This window comes from Pseudomonas koreensis (assembly GCF_025447595.1).
GTDB lineage: Bacteria > Pseudomonadota > Gammaproteobacteria > Pseudomonadales > Pseudomonadaceae > Aquipseudomonas > Aquipseudomonas koreensis_H.
On record NZ_JAOEJU010000004.1, the window covers coordinates 164,451 to 182,626 of the forward strand.

At 61.3% G+C, this 18,176-nt stretch carries 20 protein-coding genes; 11 read left to right on the plus strand and 9 right to left on the minus strand.

Annotated features, from left to right (window positions below; translation table 11 throughout):
- Window positions 1-5: 5 nt before the first annotated feature.
- Window positions 6-704 (plus strand): response regulator, encoded by a 699-nt coding sequence (locus N8H71_RS08200; RefSeq protein ID WP_039770498.1) that lies wholly within the window; start codon window positions 6-8, stop codon window positions 702-704.
- On the opposite strand, the gene N8H71_RS08205 is transcribed toward N8H71_RS08200, so the two are convergent.
- On the minus strand, window positions 701-1,738 hold the full coding sequence (locus tag N8H71_RS08205; protein WP_007950947.1) for a patatin-like phospholipase family protein: 1,038 nt from the start codon (window positions 1,736-1,738) through the stop codon (window positions 701-703). The two genes, N8H71_RS08200 and N8H71_RS08205, sit on opposite strands and share 4 nt — an antisense overlap.
- Window positions 1,739-1,955: 217 nt before the next feature.
- On the opposite strand from N8H71_RS08205, the gene N8H71_RS08210 reads away from it, so the two are divergent.
- The 3 genes from N8H71_RS08210 (at window position 1,956) to N8H71_RS08220 (ending at window position 4,084) form a co-directional block, all read left to right on the plus strand.
- Window positions 1,956-2,234, plus strand: coding sequence for a hypothetical protein (locus tag N8H71_RS08210; protein ID WP_007950948.1), 279 nt, complete (start codon window positions 1,956-1,958; stop codon window positions 2,232-2,234).
- A 77-nt stretch (window positions 2,235-2,311) separates the two neighbouring features.
- Complete coding sequence (locus N8H71_RS08215) at window positions 2,312-3,079, plus strand: CHAD domain-containing protein (RefSeq protein ID WP_262193598.1); 768 nt, start codon at window positions 2,312-2,314, stop codon at window positions 3,077-3,079.
- A gap of 210 nt (window positions 3,080-3,289) precedes the next feature.
- Window positions 3,290-4,084, plus strand: coding sequence for an acyl-CoA thioesterase (locus N8H71_RS08220; RefSeq protein ID WP_262193599.1), 795 nt, complete (start codon window positions 3,290-3,292; stop codon window positions 4,082-4,084).
- Between the two features lies 1 nt (window position 4,085).
- Here the strand turns inward: N8H71_RS08220 and N8H71_RS08225 are convergent, their stop codons facing one another.
- The 3 genes from N8H71_RS08225 to N8H71_RS08235 form a co-directional block, all read right to left on the minus strand.
- A complete protein-coding gene (locus tag N8H71_RS08225; RefSeq protein ID WP_007950951.1) occupies window positions 4,086-4,451 on the minus strand; it encodes an Mpo1-like protein in 366 nt (121 codons plus the stop codon).
- 228 nt (window positions 4,452-4,679) lie between these two features.
- Window positions 4,680-6,161: a methyl-accepting chemotaxis protein gene (locus N8H71_RS08230; protein WP_262193600.1), complete on the minus strand. Its 1,482-nt coding sequence runs from the start codon at window positions 6,159-6,161 to the stop codon at window positions 4,680-4,682.
- Between the two features lie 108 nt (window positions 6,162-6,269).
- Window positions 6,270-7,076 (minus strand): TatD family hydrolase, encoded by an 807-nt coding sequence (locus N8H71_RS08235; RefSeq protein ID WP_262193601.1) that lies wholly within the window; start codon window positions 7,074-7,076, stop codon window positions 6,270-6,272.
- 236 nt (window positions 7,077-7,312) lie between these two features.
- On the opposite strand from N8H71_RS08235, the gene N8H71_RS08240 reads away from it, so the two are divergent.
- The 3 genes from N8H71_RS08240 to N8H71_RS08250 all read left to right on the plus strand — a co-directional run bounded on the left by N8H71_RS08240 (window position 7,313) and on the right by N8H71_RS08250 (window position 9,835).
- Window positions 7,313-8,734 carry a transglycosylase SLT domain-containing protein gene (locus tag N8H71_RS08240; protein WP_262193602.1) on the plus strand — a complete coding sequence of 474 codons (1,422 nt, stop codon included), beginning with the start codon at window positions 7,313-7,315 and terminating at the stop codon, window positions 8,732-8,734.
- Between the two features lie 107 nt (window positions 8,735-8,841).
- On the plus strand, window positions 8,842-9,276 hold the full coding sequence (locus tag N8H71_RS08245) for a DoxX family protein (RefSeq protein WP_007950955.1): 435 nt from the start codon (window positions 8,842-8,844) through the stop codon (window positions 9,274-9,276).
- Window positions 9,277-9,526: 250 nt separating this feature from the next.
- Window positions 9,527-9,835, plus strand: a complete 309-nt coding sequence (locus N8H71_RS08250) for a hypothetical protein (protein WP_085607170.1) — start codon at window positions 9,527-9,529, stop codon at window positions 9,833-9,835.
- Between the two features lie 3 nt (window positions 9,836-9,838).
- Here the strand turns inward: N8H71_RS08250 and greB are convergent, their stop codons facing one another.
- From greB to N8H71_RS08265, 3 genes are read right to left on the minus strand one after another with little or no spacing between them, the layout of a single operon-like run.
- Window positions 9,839-10,336, minus strand: a complete 498-nt coding sequence (gene greB, locus N8H71_RS08255; RefSeq protein ID WP_039770483.1) for a transcription elongation factor GreB — start codon at window positions 10,334-10,336, stop codon at window positions 9,839-9,841.
- A gap of 34 nt (window positions 10,337-10,370) precedes the next feature.
- Window positions 10,371-12,875 carry an ABC transporter permease gene (locus N8H71_RS08260; RefSeq protein ID WP_262193603.1) on the minus strand — a complete coding sequence of 835 codons (2,505 nt, stop codon included), beginning with the start codon at window positions 12,873-12,875 and terminating at the stop codon, window positions 10,371-10,373.
- A complete protein-coding gene (locus tag N8H71_RS08265; RefSeq protein WP_007955651.1) occupies window positions 12,875-13,558 on the minus strand; it encodes an ABC transporter ATP-binding protein in 684 nt (227 codons plus the stop codon). The genes N8H71_RS08260 and N8H71_RS08265 overlap by 1 nt, the downstream gene beginning before the upstream one ends.
- Before the next feature lie 10 nt (window positions 13,559-13,568).
- Here N8H71_RS08265 and N8H71_RS08270 point away from each other — a divergent pair, with 10 nt between their 5' ends.
- From N8H71_RS08270 to N8H71_RS08280, 3 genes are all read left to right on the plus strand, one after another.
- Window positions 13,569-14,174 (plus strand): arylesterase, encoded by a 606-nt coding sequence (locus N8H71_RS08270; RefSeq protein WP_262193604.1) that lies wholly within the window; start codon window positions 13,569-13,571, stop codon window positions 14,172-14,174.
- A 57-nt stretch (window positions 14,175-14,231) separates the two neighbouring features.
- Complete coding sequence (locus tag N8H71_RS08275; protein ID WP_007955656.1) at window positions 14,232-14,525, plus strand: hypothetical protein; 294 nt, start codon at window positions 14,232-14,234, stop codon at window positions 14,523-14,525.
- Between the two features lie 110 nt (window positions 14,526-14,635).
- Window positions 14,636-15,607 carry a L,D-transpeptidase family protein gene (locus N8H71_RS08280; RefSeq protein ID WP_085683438.1) on the plus strand — a complete coding sequence of 324 codons (972 nt, stop codon included), beginning with the start codon at window positions 14,636-14,638 and terminating at the stop codon, window positions 15,605-15,607.
- Window positions 15,608-15,731: 124 nt separating this feature from the next.
- Here the strand turns inward: N8H71_RS08280 and oprI are convergent, their stop codons facing one another.
- Window positions 15,732-15,983 carry an outer membrane lipoprotei OprI gene (oprI, locus tag N8H71_RS08285; RefSeq protein ID WP_003183784.1) on the minus strand — a complete coding sequence of 84 codons (252 nt, stop codon included), beginning with the start codon at window positions 15,981-15,983 and terminating at the stop codon, window positions 15,732-15,734.
- Between the two features lie 637 nt (window positions 15,984-16,620).
- Here oprI and N8H71_RS08290 point away from each other — a divergent pair.
- On the plus strand, window positions 16,621-16,902 hold the full coding sequence (locus tag N8H71_RS08290; protein WP_007955658.1) for a GNAT family N-acetyltransferase: 282 nt from the start codon (window positions 16,621-16,623) through the stop codon (window positions 16,900-16,902).
- 67 nt (window positions 16,903-16,969) lie between these two features.
- On the opposite strand, the gene N8H71_RS08295 is transcribed toward N8H71_RS08290, so the two are convergent.
- Window positions 16,970-18,046, minus strand: a complete 1,077-nt coding sequence (locus N8H71_RS08295) for a 3-deoxy-7-phosphoheptulonate synthase (protein ID WP_011335309.1) — start codon at window positions 18,044-18,046, stop codon at window positions 16,970-16,972.
- Window positions 18,047-18,176: the final 130 nt, after the last annotated feature.

Genomic DNA, 18,176 nt, shown 5'->3' on the forward strand with positions numbered 1-18,176 from the left:
AATTCATGAGCCAGACCGCAACCATTTTGGTCATCGATGACGAACCGCAGATCCGCAAGTTCCTGCGCATCAGCCTCGCGTCCCAAGGCTACAAAGTGCTGGAGGCCGGCACCGGCGCCGAGGGCCTGGCCCAGGCGGCGCTGAACAAACCCGATCTGCTGGTGCTCGACCTCGGCCTGCCGGACATGGACGGCCAGCAAGTGCTGCGCGAGTTTCGCGAATGGGCCACGGCGCCGGTGCTGGTTTTGTCGGTGCGTGCCAGCGAAGGGCAGAAAGTCCAGGCGCTGGATGGCGGCGCCAATGACTACGTGACCAAGCCGTTCGGCATTCAGGAATTTCTCGCTCGGGTGCGCGCGTTGCTGCGTCAGGCGCCGGCTGGCGAAGCGCAGCAGGCCGCGTTGAATTTCGGCCCGCTGACCGTGGACCTGGCGTATCGCCGGGTGCTGCTCGACGGCGTCGAAGTCGCCCTGACCCGCAAGGAGTACGCGGTGCTGGCGCAACTGGCGCGGCATCCGGGGCGGGTGATCACTCAGCAGCAATTACTCAAGGACATCTGGGGCCCGACTCACACCGAGGACAGTCATTATCTGCGGATCGTGGTCGGTCATCTGCGGCAGAAACTGGCGGACGATCCGACTCGGCCACGGTTCATCGTGACCGAGGCCGGCGTCGGTTATCGCTTGTTGAGCGAGAGCAGCCTTTAGTTCTGTTCGCTCTCATAGCGGTCGAGGGTGTCCCGGGCGATCTCGCGACCCAGTGCGATCAGCTCCGGCGCCTTGTAGAACTCGAAGAACCGGCACACCCGTTTCGGCACGTTGATCAGGATGTCCGGCGGATAGCCTGCGATCTTGTACTGCGCCAGCGAGGTCTGCATCACCTCGAAACTCTGGTTGATCAGGTCGAGCAATGACGCGGGCCCGACGTTATCAATGATGAACGAGCCGGTGGCGGACTTCGGTGCTCCGTCGCGTTCCGGTGCGGCGGCAGGTTGCTGGGTTTCCGGTTCGGCGCCTTCGACCCACGGATTGATGTCCGCCGCTTCGGCACGCAGCGCTTCCTGTTCCAGCATCAGCAGTTGCTCGGCCTGTTTGCGACGGAATGGCATCTTCGAACCGAGCGAACTGATCAGGCTGTCGAAGCGCGTGCGGAACGCGGCAGGGCGCTGGATCACCGGCAGTTTGTAATGACGCTGGTTGGTCGAGTTGAGATTGACCGCGATGATCAGGTCGCAGTGGCTCGACACCACCGGCACGATCGGCAACGGGTTGAGAATGCCGCCATCCACCAGCATCCGGTTGCCTTGCATCACCGGGGTGAACAGGCTGGGAATCGCTGCGGAGGCGCGCATCGCTTGATGCAGGCAGCCTTCCTGGAACCAGATTTCCTGCTGGTTGGTGAGATCGGCAGCGACCGCGGTGTAGGGTATGCGCAGATCTTCGATATTGATTTCGCCGACGATCTTGCGGATCTGGCCGAAGACTTTTTCGCCACGGATCGCGCCGAGACGGAAGCTGACGTCCACCAGGCGCAGCACGTCGAGGTAATCCAGGCTTTCGATCCAGTTGCGGTATTCGTCGAGCTTGCCGGCGGCGTAGATTCCGCCGACCACGGCTCCCATTGAACAGCCGGCAATACAACTGATGTCATAGCCCCGTCGTTCGATCTCTTCAATGACCCCGATATGGGCATAGCCCCGGGCGCCACCGGAGCCCAGCACCAGTGCGACACGCTTTTTCATCCGACTTCCTCCCGGCAAGGTTCCACAATGCACCCAACGAGGGCGGGGCTACAATCGTCAGGGTCGCTCGGGGCGGCAGGAGCGTCGTTTTTTCGATACTTCATGACCCGTCGGCGTTATCTTTTGCAGTGCGGTGGAATCACGGGACGCAAGGCACTTTTTCGCTGCCGCACCGTCTTACCTGCACGACTGTTGACCTATCTTTGAGGTGTGAGTGATGAAAGCCTGGATCTGTGTGCCGTTGATGGCGCTGGCATTGGCCGGTTGCGCCGGCAAGACCGCTTACCGCGACAGCTGCGGCAGCCAGCTCGACGCGGCGTGGCATGAACTGGATCTGGCGAAGGCCGAAGGGTTTGCCGGCACCGTCAGCTATTCCAAGGCGCTGTCGCTGTTGACGGCGGCCAAGACCCAGCAGCAATTCGAAGGTTTCGAAGGCTGCACCAAGAAAGCCGAAAAGGCGCGTTTCTACATTCGCGAATCCCGCGCCGGACGCTAAGCTGCTGACGTGGCGCAAGGGCAGGGCGTTTGCGTCAGTGCACACTCGGGCAAAGCCATTGAATTCAGGAGCAAACGATGTCTGCGTTGGTTGATCGGCTGGTGGCCCACGTCCTGAGCCTCGAAGTGCGGCTGCTGGCCTGTCAGGCCCGTTTGACCGGGCGAACCGATCCTGAAGCGCTGCACGATCTGCGCACCACCGTGCGGCGCTTGCGCAGTCTGCTGCGACCGTTGCGCGGTTTGCCCGGTGTCGAACAACTGGAAAGCGCGGCAGCCAGCGTCGGGCAACTGACCACGCCGTGGCGCGACCGCGAGGTGCTGGCAGCCTGGCTGATCAAACATGATCAGCCCGAAGCCGCGCAGCGCCGCATGGCGCAAATGGCCGAGGCGTACCCGACACTGGCGGCCAGCGCCGAGGTGGCGTCGCTGCTGATGATCCTCGATGCCTTTCCACGTTTTCTGCGCGCGTCCCAGCGCCAGGGATTGCTCAATCGCCTGGACAAACGCATCGAAAAACGTCTGGGCAAACAATGGAAAAACCTCGACGTGGCGCTGCACGACCCGGCCCACGACCGCCATCGCCTGCGACTGCTGATCAAGCGTGTGCGTTACGGCATCGAGGCCTACCCGGAACTGGATCGTCTGCCCGAAGCCGCATTGCCCCGTTTGAAATCCGCACAAAGCGCTCTGGGTGACTGGCACGATTGCTGGCAATGGCTGGCCCGCGCCGAGCTGGAGCCGGATCTGCAATCCTGCGTCGCCACCTGGCAGGCGACCATGGCCAAGGCCGAAATCAAGGCCGACCGGGTGCTGGAAAAACTCAGCGCGACCTGCTTCAAGTCCTGAATTTTCCACAAGACCGCATGTGGGAGCGAGCCTGCTCGCGATTAGGGCTGAACAGTCACCAATGAAGTGACTGACACACCGCTATCGCGAGCAGGCTCGCTCCCACACTAAACGGCCTATCTGTCAGTCTCTTTGACCGGAATGGACGCTGCGCCGCTCTGCCGCGCTGGTTAAGATCCGGTCATTCCCTTTTTCGTGTCCGAGGTTTCCATGCGCTTTTGCGATCTGATCGATGCTGTCCGTCGTCAACCGGAGGTCACGATTCCGGCGGAGTGGGGCCAGGGCCGGGCCAGTTTTGGCGGGTTGGTGGCTGCACTGCAATTTGAAGTGATGCGCACCCAAGTGCCAGCCGATCGGCCGGTGCGTTCGCTGGCGATCACCTTTGTCGGCCCGGTCGAGCCCGAAGTGCCGGTGAGCTTTGAAGTCGAAGTGCTGCGCGAAGGCAAGGCGGTCAGCCAGGTGCTGGGGCGCGCCGTGCAGAACGGTCAGGTGGTGACGATGGTACAAGGCAGCTTCGGGGCTTCGCGGCCGTCGGAAGTGGCGGTTGAAGCCTATCCGGCACCGGAGATGAAACACTGGGATGACTGCCAGGAACTGCCGTATATCAAAGGCGTAACCCCGGAGTTCATGCGTCATCTGGCGATGCGCTGGAGTGTCGGCGGCATGCCGTTTACCGGTACTCAATCGCGGCTGATGGGCGGCTGGGTGCGTTTGCGTGGGGATGTGAAGGAAGAACCGGTCAACGAGGCACACCTGTTGGCGCTGGTCGATGCCTGGCCGCCTGCGCTGTTGCCGTACCTAAAGAAACCGGCACCGGGCAGCACGCTGACCTGGACCATCGAATTCGTTCAGCCGTTACGGGATTTGAGCACGCTGGATTTTTGCCAATACCTGGCGGACATCGAGTATGCGGCTGACGGTTACGGCCATGTCGCCGCCAAGCTGTGGAGCGCGAAGGGTGAACTGATTGCCATGAGTCGGCAGACGGTGACGATCTTCGCCTGACTCAGTGCCGGCGATGGCGTTCACGCCAGGCGCGAAACCAGCCGCCACTGAGGAAAAACCGCGGAAACGTCAGGAACTGCTCGACCAGCAGGCGCGAGACGGCGTCCTTGCGATCACTGAACGGCTCGGAGGCTTGCGCCTCCAGGCTGTGACCATGGCGCTGCAGACCCAGCGCCGCGATGATGCCGATCACGCCGATCGCCACGCTGGCCAGACTCAGGCTGAACACCCCCGAGACGATCAGCAAAAAAGCGACGATGAACAGCGGCACGGCAATCAGGTGCAGCACCAGATTGGTCGGGTGCTGATGGTTGTTCGGGTACGCGCGCCATTGCCACGCGGGAAGGTTGGGGTGACGTTTGCCCATGTTGCTGCTCCTCGATCCATGTTTGGTACATGGTTGAAGAATAGGCCCGGGCAGCCGGGGCGGCGAATCAAGGTTGGCTATTGAACTGATAGGCGTCATCGCTCGGTTCGATATTGTCTGGACTGACGTCTTCGCGAGCAAGCTCGCTCCCACAGACTTTTTGGTTGAATCCCGATTTTGTGAGCGCCGGTAGGCCCTGTGGGAGCGAGCTTGCTCGCGAACGGGGTTTCAGAGTTTCAGTTGACCTATCGCCTTGTTCAGTTCCCCGGCCAGCGTCGCCAACTCGTTACTGGTGGTCGCCGAATCCACGGTCTGTTGCACGGTGTTTTCGGTCACGTCGCGAATGCTCACCACTGCGCGATTCATCTCTTCGGCCACCTGACTTTGCTGTTCCGCCGCCACCGCAATCTGCGTGTTGCTCTCGCGCATCTGCGCTACCGCTCCGGTGATTTCCGCCAGTGCTTCGCCGGCCTCCTGCGCCTGTTGCACGCAGTCATCGGCCTTGTACGAACTCTCCTGCATGAAGTCCACCGCGTCGCGGGTGCCGGCCTGCAGTGCCGACACCATGGTGGTGATTTCATCGGTGGAGGTCTGCACGCGTTTGGCGAGGTTGCGCACCTCGTCGGCGACCACCGCGAACCCGCGACCCATTTCCCCGGCACGGGCCGCTTCGATGGCGGCGTTAAGTGCCAGCAAATTGGTTTGCTCGGCGATGCTGTGGATCACGCTGACTACGCCGTTGATCTTCTGGCTGTCCTCGGCCAGACGCTGGATCATCTCGGCGGTCTGCTGCACGCCGCTGGACAGCCCGGCAATCGAAGTCTGTACCCGGCTCACCACTTGCTGGCCGCTGCCAGCCAGGCCGTCGGCGGTCTGCGAAAGGTCGCGAGTGGCGCCGGCGTGCTGGGCGATGTGGTAGACGGTGGCGGTCATTTCGTTGATCGCCGTGGCAGCCTGATCGGTTTCGCTCTGCTGGCCGAGCATGCCGTGACGCACTTCGTTCATGCTCGACGCCAGTCGCGCGGCACCGACGTCGAGTTGCCGGGCGGTGTTGGCCACGGTGGTCACCACTCGCTGGTAACCGGCCTGCATCGCATTGAACGCGTTGGCCATCTGACCGACTTCATCTTTGCAGGCCAGCGGCACACGTGCGGCGAGGTCACCGGTTTTCTCCACGTGCAGCATCACGTCCTTGAGAGTGTTGAGCTGGCTGAGCAGAAAGCGGATCAGCAATTGTGAAGCGCCGAGCATCGCCAGCATCAGAATGAACACCGCTACCGCATAGTTGGCGAAGCGCTCGCTGAATACCTGGCTGAGGCTGGGGGCGTAGGCGATCACGGCGACCTGCTGACCATCGGCACGGCTGAAAACCTCGGCGCCGAGCAGCGGGTTTTCGCCGAACAACGGCAAGTGACTGATCTCGATCCAGCCGCTGCTGTCGGTGATCTCCAGCAGCGGCTGATCGTTGAGGCGCGGCGCTTCGCCGCGTTTGAAGGTCAGCACCTGATCGGATTTGGGCAGCGCCTGCCCGGCCGGCCAGGCCTTGAGCAATTGCGCCTGGGCCAGGGACGAGGTTTGCGCGGCGTGGCTACGGGCCTGTTGCTCGAGCTGCACGGCATACAGCACCAGCAACAGTGTTGTGACAAAGGCGACCGCGTTGACCGCCCAGAATTTGTATTTCAGCGAGATATTGCTAAGCCAGGCACCCATGGAGGTCTTCTCTGATAGCGGAAACAGTTTTGGCAAGGTGCCATTATTGTGCCGCTACGCAGGTGCCCGGATCTTGATGTGCATCAACAAGTGATGCATCAGCCTCGTTCAGGGCAGTGTAGGTAAACCGTAGAAAGCCCGTGCGCAAGCGGTGGTGTGGGCCGCCAGATCTTCTTCGGTTTCGCCTCGATGCAACGCCACTTCGCGCAACAACTCAGTCAAGAATGCCGGTTCGTTGCGCCCGTTCTTCGGCTTCGGCCGCAATGTGCGTGGCAGCAGATACGGCGCATCACTTTCCAGCATCAGGCGACCGCGCTTGATCTCCTTCACCAGCGGATGCAAATGGGTGCCGCGACGCTCGTCGCAGATCCAGCCGGTGATGCCGATGTGCAGGTCCATATCGAGGTAGCTGAACAGCGCTTTCTGCTCGCCGGTAAAGCAATGCACCACGGCGGCGGGCAATCGGTCGCGGAAGTCACGGAGGATTTCCAGCAGGCGCTGGCTCGCATCACGTTCATGCAGGAACACTGGCAATTGCAGTTCGGCAGCCAGCGCCAGATGTTCTTCGAGGACTTTTTCCTGCTGCGGGCGCGGCGAGAAATCGCGGTTGAAATCCAGCCCGCATTCGCCCACCGCCACCACGTTCGATTCCTGCAGCAGGCTGCGCAGACGCTTTGCGCTGTCGGCATTCCAGTCGCTGGCCGAATGCGGGTGAATGCCGGCGGTGGCGAACAGTCGCTGGCCGTCCGGATCCAGTTGCTGGCACAGCTCCAGCGCCTGTTCGCTGCCTTCGACGCTGGTGCCGGTCAGCACCAGTTGGCAGACCCCGGCAGCATAGGCGCGGTCGAGCACGGCCTGGTGTTTGTCGGCGAAACTGGGGTTGGTCAGGTTGACGCCGATATCGATGAGTTGCATGGTGCTACCTCGGGCCGAAGGCCGGAAAGCATATCAGAGCTGTAGATTTATAAGAAAAGCCAAGAACTACAACGGCTTATGGCTGTCTGTTGAGGCCGCGAGGCAGGCTGGGGTGGCAGAGTTGCCATCACTGTGCCAGTCTCTCGCACTTTATCAGCGCTCCAGGCGCTCTGTTTTCGTTGGTGTTTTGCGACCGCTCAGCGGTGAAAACGCCCCGTATCCTTTCCGGAGAGTGGATGGTTCGTCCCTCGGTTTTGCTCCTGCTGTGTGGTTCGTTGCTGCTGCCGATGACGGCGGTCGCGCGCCTGCCCGGGCCGCTGCAAGCCGTGCCGGCCGCCAAGGTTCGCGACCTGACCGAAATCCGCAGCAGCCGTGTGTTGCGGGTGCTGGTCAACCAAAGCCGTAACAGCTCCGGCGAAGTCCAGGGCCAGGCGATCGGCATCGAATACCACCGTCTGCGTGCCTTCGAGCAATACCTCAATGGCCACGCTCGCGACGGCCAGGAAATCTCCCTCAAGATCATCCCCAAAGCCAAGGATCAATTGCTCGGTGCGTTGCAACGTGGCGAAGGCGATCTTGTTGCGCCCGGCGAACTGCTCGAGTTGCAACCGGGCCACGCGGTCGCCAGCAGCGAGCCGATTGCCAGCAACGTGCCGCTGGTGCTGGTCGGCATCAAGGGTGAAAAACGCTACACCAAGGTCGAGCAACTGGCCGGCAAAACCCTGGCGCTGCCCACCGGCAGTGCGGCGGGGGAGGCGGTCAGCCAGCTCAACCAGAAACTGGCGCTGCACAAACTGGCGCCGATCAAGATCGAATGGGTCGATCCGACGTTGGCGGTCGAGGATGTGCTGGAAATGGTCCAGGGCGGGATCTTCCACCTGACCATCGTCGAGCAACCGATTGCCGAGCGTTGGGGCAAGATCCTGCCCAAGCTGCGTTTCGACCGGCAGGTGATGATCAGCGAGCCGGGTGAGGAATACTGGTTCGTGCGTCGTGATGCCTCGATGTTGCGGGCGAGCATCGACCGCTTCCTGACCGGCTACAAAAAACCATCGAACGAAGATGCGGCGTTCCTGCGGATCTACCGCCGTCTCTATCAAGTGCACTATCCGTTGGCCAAGGCTGACCGTCAGCGCCTGGAGAAACTGCGCCCGACCCTGCAGAAGCACGCCGAAGCGCAAAACATGGACTGGCTCAACCTGGCTGCATTGGCCTTCAAGGAGTCGGCGCTACAGCCCAACGCGCGCAGCGGCAGCGGTCCGACCGGCCTGATGCAGATCACCCCGTCCGCTGCTCAGCGGGTTGGCGTCAACAATATCCAGAATCTCGATGCGAATGTGCAGGCCGGTGCCAAGTACCTGGCGATGATTCGTCGCAAGTTCTTCAACAGTCCGAAACTCAACGAGCGCGAACGCATGGCGTTCACCCTGGCGGCCTACAACATCGGCCCGGAGCGGGTGCAAGGCATGCGCGCCGAGGCTCGGCGTCGCGGCTTGAACCCCAACCAGTGGTTCTTCCAGGTCGAGCGTATCGCTATGGAGCAGGTGGGAATGGGCGCCGTCAGCTATGTTAATAGCGTGAACAAATATTACTTGGCGTTCGACCGGGAGCGGGAGTCGTTGGAGCCCCGGGGACAGAAGGTTGTCTCACGCAAATAATCGAATAAACTGATTGTTATGGCGGAATTTTTGAGCTTTTAACATGAAATTAACTGATTAATATAGCGGCCAACCAACAAGCACTTCTGCTAACAAGGAAACGCAACATGAGCTCTCTGATCAACAAGGTACTGTTCACCCGCGCTGGCTACGGTCTGACTATCCTGCGCATTGCCGTCGGTGTGATCTTCGCCGCCCACGGTTCGCAGAAACTCTTCGGCCTGTTCGGTGGTTACGGTCTGGCGGGCACCGCGCAGTACATGGAAAGCATCGGCCTGACTCCGGGTTACCTGATGGCCACCCTGGCCGGCGGTACCGAGTTCTTCGCCGGTCTGGCGCTGATCATCGGCCTGCTGGTTCGCCCGGCGGCACTGGGTCTGACCTTCCTGTCGCTGGTAGCCATCTTCACTGTGCACATCAGCAACGGTCTGTTCATGGCCAACAACGGTTACGAGTTCGCTCTGGCCCTGCTCGGCGGCAGCCTCGCGGTGCTGATCGAAGGCGCCGGCAAGCTCTCGGTGGATCGCGCCATCGCCGGTTGAAGGCTCTGGCTCAAGCAAAAGGCCCGCATTGTGCGGGCCTTTTTTGTTGCGGCTGATTCTTGACACTGGCCGGTCACGTTCTCTAGGATGCCGCTCATGCGCCGATTTAAACAGCTACTTGCGGGGCGCCAGGTGACTATTCTTCAGTTGCCGTCAGAAGCCGGAACAGGGCTTCGAAATACCGCTAAAGCGCTGGTTCGGTGTTGCCTCTCACCTGCCATGCAGACTTTTGAGGCAGAGACACGACACGATGAATGCACTACGCCCTCCAGCACGTCCCGCGCCGATCACGGCACACATTACCCAGCGCAATCCGAAAATCCTGCTTGGCGGCAAACATCAGCCGACGCTGTTGCGTTATCTCGATGGCTGGCCACGTCGCAGCGGCGGCCCTGCCGCCTTCCTGATCCAGTTCGTTGAAGACGGTGAGTCGTTGGCGCGTTTTGCCGATGACAGTTTCGATCTGGCCGTCATTCAGGCGCCGAGCCTTGAAGAGGCGCCGGAAATGATTCGCCAATTGACCCGCGTCGCACGTCAGGGCCTGATCACCCGGCGCTGAGCGTCAGGGATATTCGATCGCCACGATGTAGACGAACTGTTCGCCGGTCGGCGTCTGAACCCGCACTTCAGCATCCAGCGCCTTGCCGATCAGGGCGCGGGCCAGCGGTGAGTCGATGCTGATCAGGCCGAGTTTCAGATCCAGTTCGTCCGGGCCGACGATGCGGTAGCGCGACTGTTTTCCGTCTTCATCCTCGATGGTCACCCAGGCGCCGAAGTAGACCTTGTTCGGATCGCTGGGCTTTTCGCTGACCACTTTCAGCGCCTCAAGGCGTTTGGTGAGAAAACGCACGCGACTGTCGATTTCGCGCAGCATTTTCTTGCCGTAGGTGTACTCGGCATTTTCCGAACGATCACCCTGAGCCGCTGCCTCGCTGACCGACTGCGTCACCTGGGGGCGGCGCACATGCCAAAGCTCGTGGAATTCGGCACGCATCCGCGCTTCACCTTCGGGGGTGATCAGCGCGGTGCCGGCGGTGCGGGGAGGGCGATAACGGCTCATGGCAACTTCTTTTGATGGAGACGGCCGGAGTCTATCAACCCTCGCGCAACACTGTCAGCGGGCTGGCGTTGAGCGCACGCCGCGTGCCAAACACCCCGGCGCCACCAATCAGCGCCGCGCCGATCAACGGCAACAGCAGCAACCATGGATGTGGATGCCATGGCAGGTCGAAGGCGAAGCGATACAGCACCAGACTCACCACTTCCGAACCGATCGCCGCGAGCAATCCACTGACCGCGCCGAGCAAGCCGAACTCGATCCGTCGTGCCTTGATCAGCAACTGCCGCTCGGCTCCCAGCGCCCGCAACAACGCGCCCTGGCGAATGCGTTCATCCAGGGTTGCCTGCAACCCGGAAAACAGCACCGCCATTCCCGCCGCCAATACAAACAACAACACATATTCCACCGCCAGGGTAACCTGGGCGAGGATGCTGCGTAGCTGTTCGAGCAAGGCTTCGACCTGCAGGATGGTCACCGCCGGGAACGCTCGCGACAGCTCGACAATCTGCTGATCGTGACCGGGCGCCAGATAGAAGCTGGTCAGGTAGGTCGCCGGCAGGTCCTTCAGGGTGCCGGGCTGGAAGATCATGAAGAAGTTCGGCTGGAAGTTGTCCCAGTTGATCTCCCGCAGGCTGGTGACCTTCGCTTCGCGATTGACCCCGCCCACGCTGAACACCATGTGATCGCCCAGCTTGAGCTTGAGGCTTTCGGCGACTTTGCCTTCCACCGATACGCCTGGAACGTCATCCGAAGGTTGCCCGGTCCACCACGAACCCGCGGTGATCTTGTTGCCCGCCGGCAGATCGGCCGCCCAGGTCAGGCTCAGGTCGCGCTGGATTGCACGGTCGCCGGCCGAATCCTTGCTGACAATCTGCTGCACCGCTTCGCCATTGATGCTGATCAGCCGCCCCGGCACCACCGGATACAGCGGCGCGGCCTGGGCCGAGACATTGATCAGGTGATCGGTGAAGGCTTGTTTGTCGGCCGGCAGGATGTTCAGGGCGAAATAGTTGGGTGCGTTTTTCGGCAACTGGTTCTGCCAGGTGTCTAGCAGTTCGCCGCGCAGCAAGGCAATCAACGCCATGGACAGCAGAATCAGCCCGAATGCCAATGACTGGCCGGCGGCCGCCAAAGGGTGGCGCAACAACTGACCCAGCCCGAGACGCCACGGCAGGGACGCGCGTGCGAGCAGGCGACGCAGGCTTTGCAGCAGCAACAGCAGCAAGCCGCCGAGCACCAGCGCGGCGACCACACCGCCGCCGAGCAGGGCGAACGTCAGCAGCAGGTCTAGGCTCAGGCGCCACATGATCAGCCCGAGCGCACCGAGTGCCGCGCCATAGACCATCCAGGTGCTCGATGGAATCGGCAGCATGTCCCGACGTAATACGCGCAACGGCGGAACCCGGCCCAGTGCGGCGAGCGGTGGCAGGGCGAAACCGGCCAGCGCCACCAGCCCGGTACCGATGCCGGCCAGCGCCGGCAGCAAGCCACCCGGCGGTACGTCGGTCGGCAGCAGATCATGCAGCAGCGCGAACAATCCCAATTGCGCGAGCCAGCCGAGCAGGGCTCCGCTGAGGCTGGCGAGCAGGCCGAGCACCGTCAGTTGCAGACTGAACAGCACCAGGGTTTCCCGGCGCGACAGACCCAGGCAACGGAGCAGCGCGCTGGCATCGAAACGCCGACTGGCAAAGCGGTTGGCCGACAGCGCCACCGCCACCCCGGCCAGAAGCACGGCGACCAGACTGGCCATGTTCAGATAGCGCTCGGCCTTGCCCAGTGCGCCGCCGATCTGCCGGTTGCCGTCGCGGGCATCCTGAATCCGTTGGTTGGCAGCGAGGCCCGGTTTGAGCAGTTGGCGATAGGTTTCCAGCGCCTGCGGCTCACCGCGCCACAGTTCGCGGTAACTCACCCGGCTGCCGGGTTGCACCACGCCGGTCGCGGCGAGGTCGTCGAGGTTGATCATTACGCGTGGCGTGAGGCTGTAGAAGTTGCCGGCGCGATCCGGTTCGTAAGTCAGCACTCGCGTCAGTTTCAGCGTCTTCATGCCGACGTCGATGCTGTCGCCGATCTTCAGGTCCAGCGCTGTCAGCAGGCGCGCTTCGACCCAGGCTTCGCCGGGCTGCGGCTCGCCCCCGGCTTCCTCTGTGGCGTAAGGGGCAGATGCGCTTTTCAGCTCACCGCGCAGCGGATAGGCGCGGTCTACGGCCTTGATGCTCGACAGTTGAATGCCGTTGTCCGTGGCGATGACGCTGGAGAATTCGACGATCTGCGCATGATCGAGGCGCAGCTCGGTGCCGCTCTTGATCTGCTCCTCGCGTGCCGGGGAGCTACCTTCGAGCACCAGATCGGCACCGAGAAACTCAGTGGCGCGCAGCATCATTGCCCCATTGAGACGGGCACCGAAATAGCCGATTGCCGTGCTTGCCGCAACGGCAACCACAAGCGCGAAAAACAGCACCCGCAGTTCACCGGCGCGGGCATCGCGCATCAGTTGGCGCAGGGCGAGACTGAACAGACGCAACAGCGGCAGACGTGCCATCAAGGCTCCAGAGGGGCGACCAACAGGCCGGCTTCAAGACGGATCAGACGCCGGCAGCGATGGGCCAGGCGTTCGTCGTGGGTCACCAGCACCAGGGTGGTGCCGCGTTCCTTGTTCAATTCGAACAGCAAGTCGCTGATGCGCTCGCCGGTGTGGCTGTCGAGGTTGCCGGTGGGTTCGTCGGCGAACAGCACGTCCGGCTCGGCGGCGAAGGCCCGGGCAATCGCGACGCGCTGTTGTTCGCCACCGGAGAGCTGCCGTGGCGAGTGGGTCAGGCGCTGGCCGAGGCCGACCCGTTGCAGCAGTTCGGTGGCGCGGCTTCGGGCGTCTTTGCGGCCGTCGAGCTCCAGCGGCAGCATGACGTTTTCCAGCGCGTTGAGGCTGTCGAGCAACTGGAACGACTGAAAGACGAAACCCACATGCTCGGCGCGAATGCGCGCGCGCTGGTCTTCATCGAGATTGCTCAGACCTTGCCCGGCCAGAGTCACTTCGCCGCTGCTCGGCAGATCAAGGCCGGCGAGCAGGCCGAGCAGGGTGGATTTGCCGGAACCGGACGCGCCGACGATGGCCAGGCTGTCGCCCTTGTTCAGTTCCAGGCTGAGTTCGTGCAGGATGGTCAGTTCACCTTCCGCGCTGGGAACCACTTTGCTAAGGTTCTTCGCGGTGAGAATGCTTGCGCCCATGGAGAATCCGATGCGTGTGTGGTTTTTGAGTGCTGGCCTGGCCTTGATGTGCATGGCCCAGAACGCAGCGGCGGGTACAGTCCTGATCGTTGGCGATAGTATCAGCGCCGGTTTCGGGCTGGATACCCGGTTGGGGTGGGTGTCGTTGCTCGAGCAGCGGCTCAAGACCGAAGGTTTTGACGATAAGGTGGTCAATGCCTCCATCAGCGGCGATACCAGTGCAGGAGGCCGGGCGCGGCTGCCGGCGCTGCTTGCAGAGCATAAGCCGGAACTGGTGATCCTCGAATTGGGGGGCAACGATGGCCTGCGTGGAATGCCGCCGACGCAATTGCAACAAAATCTTGCTTCGATGATCGACAGCTCCCGGCAGAGCGGTGCCAAGGTCTTGTTGCTCGGCATGCAACTGCCGCCCAATTACGGCAAGCGATACACCGATGCCTTTGCCGAGGTCTACGGCAAGCTTGCGGGGGAGAAAAAAATCCCGCTGGTGCCGTTTTTCCTCGACGGTGTGGGAGGGCATCCGGACTTGATGCAGGCGGACGGTCTGCACCCGGCAGCCGGGGCTCAGGGCAAGTTGCTGGAAAATGTCTGGCCGACGCTAAAACCGCTGCTATGAGGCTTTTCTAGTGGCAGGCTTTCGGCTAATGTGGCGCCCCCCTAATTGGAGCCCCCGATGCCGCGTTCTGCCTGGTCCCTGTTTGCCTACCAACTGATCGAGCCTGACGAACAGCTGGATCTGTTCGCCTGCCAGGAAGTGCGGGTGCATCTGGTGACCCGTCAACTGGAACTCGGTGGTTCGGCAGACCGTACCCTGTGCGGCAGCCTTCTGCCGGCGCAACCGCGCTGGTCGAGCGTGGATCGCCGGGTGTTCCAGGATCAACGCCTGTGTTCGCTGTGCCGGGCGATTCTGGAATCGCAGAAACGCGGCACCTCGCCGATCTGGCCTGAGTTGCGTTTCGAACTCTGATCCCTTTTTCGCCGATATCGCGGTCCATCGGCGCATCTCCCCGATTTCCCTGGGCGCGGTGTACAATCGCGTTCTTATTACCCTTGTCGATCTTGCGAAGGATTCTCCGGATGTTGCCGCGTTTTCCTGCCGTCACCCGCTGCCTGTCTCTTGCCGCCCTGTGTGTGGCCGGCCCCGTTGCCGCACTGGAGTTTCCCCTGCCACCGCCCGGTGAGGACATCATCGGCCAGGTGCAGGTGATCAAGGCCAAGTACGAAGACACCTTTGCCGATCTGGGCACCACCTACGATCTGGGCTATTCGGAAATGGTCGCGGCCAACCCGGGCGTCGATGCCTGGTTGCCGGGCGCCGGCACCGAAATCGTTCTGCCGACCCGCTTCATCCTGCCGCCGGGACCGCGCGAGGGGATCGTGATCAACCTGGCCGAATACCGTCTCTACTACTACCCGAAAGGCCGGAACGTGGTGTACACCTTCCCGCTGGGTATCGGTCGTGAAGGCTGGGGCTCGCCAATCGCCCACACCACGATCACCGCCAAGACGCCGAATCCGACCTGGACACCGCCAGCCTCGATCAAGGCCGAACACGCTGCCGATGGCGATCCACTGCCGAACGTAGTGCCGGCCGGCCCGGACAACCCGCTGGGTCCGTTCAAGTTCACTCTGGGCACGCCGGGCTACCTGATCCACGGTTCGAACAAGAAGTTCGGCATCGGCATGCGCACCAGCCACGGCTGCTTCCGCATGTTCAATAACAACGTGCTGGAAATGGCCAGCATGGTACCGGTGGGCACTTCGGTACGGATTCTCAACGACGCGTACAAGTTCGGTCGCAGTGGCGGCAAGATCTACCTGGAAGCGCATACGCCGATCGACGACAAGGGTAATCCGTCGGTCGTCGACAAGCACACGTCTGTGATCAACGCGATGCTCAAGCGTGAAGACATCACTAACAACCTGCGCATGAACTGGGATGTGGTGCGTGATGTGGTGGCGGCCGAAGATGGCCTGCCAACCGAAATCGGCACGCCGGGTACGGCGGCACCGATGGTCTCCAGCACGCCAGTAGACCTTCAGCAGTAAGCTGGAATAAAAAGCCCGCCGATGCTTGTGCGTCGGCGGGCTTTTTATTGCCTGGGAAAAACCGCAGGCACAAAAAAAGCCGACCCGAAAAACGGGTCGGCTTGATAACAATCCCGAAGGACTATTACTTGCGGCTAGCTTTTTCCAGCATGCGCAGAGCACGCTCGTTAGCTTCGTCAGCAGTCTGTTGTGCTTTTTGAGCAGCAGCCAGAGCTTCATCAGCTTTACGGTAAGCTTCGTCTGCACGAGCCTGGGAGCGAGCAGCTGCGTCTTCAGTAGCGGTCAGACGTGCTTCGGTTTCTTTCGATGCGCTGCTGCAACCGGTAGCCAGAACTGCGGCCAGAGCCAGAGCAGAGAATTTCAGAACGTTGTTCATCGTGTTCCCCTTCAAGGACTTTCAATTAAGTGGCTGTCTCCTCCGATTGAGGAAATAGCCGGCGTACATACTACCCATTACTTGTAGTAAGTAAACTGACGTGAGGCAAGAAGCAAAAAAAATTGTAGGCGTTGATTCTTTTTCGAGCAACTTTTAACTGGTTTGTATAAAAAATATTCAGCTGTAAGGCCCGAGATGAGCGAGTTAATGAGAAAAAGTTCCCGTTGTCGGGCGCTGTTTTTCGGGGCTTGGCTAAAGTCTGTCTATATGGATTCGTCCACACTTTTGTTCCGATTTTGCGCAGCGCCTCGCATATCTTTGTCCATGTTGAGGTGACTTTAAAACAGGGGACTCGTCTTAAGTCTCAACATCCGGCGATGTTCAGCCTTTCGGCTCGGGAAGATCGTCTCCCGAACCGGCCCTGACTCCACCGGAACTGCCCCGTCAATCCGCATGATGACGAGCGTACCTTGAGCATTTTCGCCAATGGTGCCTACTATTTGATACGTGCTCGGGTTGCGCGAGATCGGTGCAGTTCTTCTCGGTGTCCATCAGGCACGGGGTGGCGTAGTTGTTCCTTCGCCGGGAAAACATCGGTAAGGTAGGGGTCAGAATTCGAGACCCGCGAGGAGTAGTGATGAGCGAGGCGTTGTCCATCCACCATGACCAGGCTGGTCATCAGTTCGAGACCAATGTGGACGGTCATCGTGCCTACCTGACCTATATGGATCTGGGGAAACAGACCCTGGATATCTACCGCACCTTCGTGCCCAACGCCTTGCGTGGCCGAGGCATCGCGGCAGCCCTGACCGAGCGGGCGCTACAGTACGCCGATGAAATGGGCTACACGGTCATTCCTTCGTGCTCCTACGTGGAGCGTTACATGGAGCGTCATCAGCGGCGCACCGCCAAGATCTGACTGACCTTACCGCACACACAAAAACGCCGGGCAATGCCCGGCGTTTTTTATGCCTGCGAAACGGCTGTCAGCCGCGCTGACGTTTCGGCAATACATCCTTGAGCTTGGCGTGCATGCTGCGCAAGGTGTTTTCGGTAGCGGACCAGTCGATGCAGGCATCGGTGATCGACACGCCGTATTGCAGGTCGGCGAGGTCTTTCGGGATGGCCTGGCAGCCCCAGTTCAGGTGACTTTCGACCATCAGGCCGATGATCGACTGGTTGCCTTCGAGGATCTGGTTGGCAACGTTCTCCATCACCAGCGGTTGCAGGGCCGGATCCTTGTTGGAGTTGGCGTGGCTGCAATCGACCATGATGTTCGGCTTGATCTTCGCCTTGTTCAGCGCCTGCTCGCACAGGGCGACGCTGACCGAATCGTAGTTCGGCTTGCCGTTGCCACCGCGCAGCACCACGTGACCGTAGGCGTTGCCCTTGGTGGTGACGATCGACACGCCACCTTCCTGGTTGATGCCCAGGAAACGGTGCGGGCTGGAGACCGACTGCAAGGCGTTGATCGCCACGGTCAGGCCGCCGTCGGTGCCGTTCTTGAAGCCGACCGCCGAGGACAGGCCGGAAGCCATCTCGCGGTGGGTCTGGGATTCGGTGGTCCGTGCGCCAATGGCCGACCAGCTGATCAGGTCCTGCAGGTACTGCGGGGAGATCGGGTCGAGGGCTTCGGTCGCGGTCGGCAGGCCTTTTTCGGCCAGGTCCAGCAGCAACTGGCGACCGATGTGCAGACCGTCCTGGATCTTGAACGAGTCATCCAGGTACGGGTCGTTGATCAGACCTTTCCAGCCGACGGTGGTCCGTGGCTTTTCGAAATACACGCGCATGACCAGATACAGGGTGTCCGAGACTTCTGCCGCCAGCACTTTCAGGCGATCGGCGTATTCGTGGGCAGCCTTGATATCGTGGATCGAGCAGGGGCCGATCACCACGAACAGACGATGGTCGGTGCCATCGAGAATGTTGCGGATGACTTCGCGCCCCTTGGTGACGGTGCGCAGGGCAGCGTCGCTCAGAGGGATATCACGCTTGAGCTGATCGGGAGTGATCAGGGTCTCGTTGGAGGCGACGTTCAGGTCGTTGATCGGTAAATCAGCCATCGTTTACTCGTCAGGTCACGGGTGCCGGCCGCCAGCGATCCCCGCGCGGCGGACGGAGCACAGCAGATTTAAGCGCGTCGGGGAGCGGAACCTTATCGCGTTCGGCGCCTGCTAGACAATGGGCAAGTAA

What these genes read in the sequence shown, in the direction of transcription:
- N8H71_RS08200 (WP_039770498.1), top strand. Translation starts at nt 6, where the DNA reads ATGAGCCAGACCGCAACCATTTTGGTCATCGATGACGAACCGCAGATC.
- N8H71_RS08205 (WP_007950947.1), bottom strand. Translation starts at nt 1,738, where the DNA reads ATGAAAAAGCGTGTCGCACTGGTGCTGGGCTCCGGTGGCGCCCGGGGC.
- N8H71_RS08210 (WP_007950948.1), top strand. Translation starts at nt 1,956, where the DNA reads ATGAAAGCCTGGATCTGTGTGCCGTTGATGGCGCTGGCATTGGCCGGT.
- N8H71_RS08215 (WP_262193598.1), top strand. Translation starts at nt 2,312, where the DNA reads ATGTCTGCGTTGGTTGATCGGCTGGTGGCCCACGTCCTGAGCCTCGAA.
- N8H71_RS08220 (WP_262193599.1), top strand. Translation starts at nt 3,290, where the DNA reads ATGCGCTTTTGCGATCTGATCGATGCTGTCCGTCGTCAACCGGAGGTC.
- N8H71_RS08225 (WP_007950951.1), bottom strand. Translation starts at nt 4,451, where the DNA reads ATGGGCAAACGTCACCCCAACCTTCCCGCGTGGCAATGGCGCGCGTAC.
- N8H71_RS08230 (WP_262193600.1), bottom strand. Translation starts at nt 6,161, where the DNA reads ATGGGTGCCTGGCTTAGCAATATCTCGCTGAAATACAAATTCTGGGCG.
- N8H71_RS08235 (WP_262193601.1), bottom strand. Translation starts at nt 7,076, where the DNA reads ATGCAACTCATCGATATCGGCGTCAACCTGACCAACCCCAGTTTCGCC.
- N8H71_RS08240 (WP_262193602.1), top strand. Translation starts at nt 7,313, where the DNA reads ATGGTTCGTCCCTCGGTTTTGCTCCTGCTGTGTGGTTCGTTGCTGCTG.
- N8H71_RS08245 (WP_007950955.1), top strand. Translation starts at nt 8,842, where the DNA reads ATGAGCTCTCTGATCAACAAGGTACTGTTCACCCGCGCTGGCTACGGT.
- N8H71_RS08250 (WP_085607170.1), top strand. Translation starts at nt 9,527, where the DNA reads ATGAATGCACTACGCCCTCCAGCACGTCCCGCGCCGATCACGGCACAC.
- greB (WP_039770483.1), bottom strand. Translation starts at nt 10,336, where the DNA reads ATGAGCCGTTATCGCCCTCCCCGCACCGCCGGCACCGCGCTGATCACC.
- N8H71_RS08260 (WP_262193603.1), bottom strand. Translation starts at nt 12,875, where the DNA reads ATGGCACGTCTGCCGCTGTTGCGTCTGTTCAGTCTCGCCCTGCGCCAA.
- N8H71_RS08265 (WP_007955651.1), bottom strand. Translation starts at nt 13,558, where the DNA reads ATGGGCGCAAGCATTCTCACCGCGAAGAACCTTAGCAAAGTGGTTCCC.
- N8H71_RS08270 (WP_262193604.1), top strand. Translation starts at nt 13,569, where the DNA reads ATGCGTGTGTGGTTTTTGAGTGCTGGCCTGGCCTTGATGTGCATGGCC.
- N8H71_RS08275 (WP_007955656.1), top strand. Translation starts at nt 14,232, where the DNA reads ATGCCGCGTTCTGCCTGGTCCCTGTTTGCCTACCAACTGATCGAGCCT.
- N8H71_RS08280 (WP_085683438.1), top strand. Translation starts at nt 14,636, where the DNA reads ATGTTGCCGCGTTTTCCTGCCGTCACCCGCTGCCTGTCTCTTGCCGCC.
- oprI (WP_003183784.1), bottom strand. Translation starts at nt 15,983, where the DNA reads ATGAACAACGTTCTGAAATTCTCTGCTCTGGCTCTGGCCGCAGTTCTG.
- N8H71_RS08290 (WP_007955658.1), top strand. Translation starts at nt 16,621, where the DNA reads ATGAGCGAGGCGTTGTCCATCCACCATGACCAGGCTGGTCATCAGTTC.
- N8H71_RS08295 (WP_011335309.1), bottom strand. Translation starts at nt 18,046, where the DNA reads ATGGCTGATTTACCGATCAACGACCTGAACGTCGCCTCCAACGAGACC.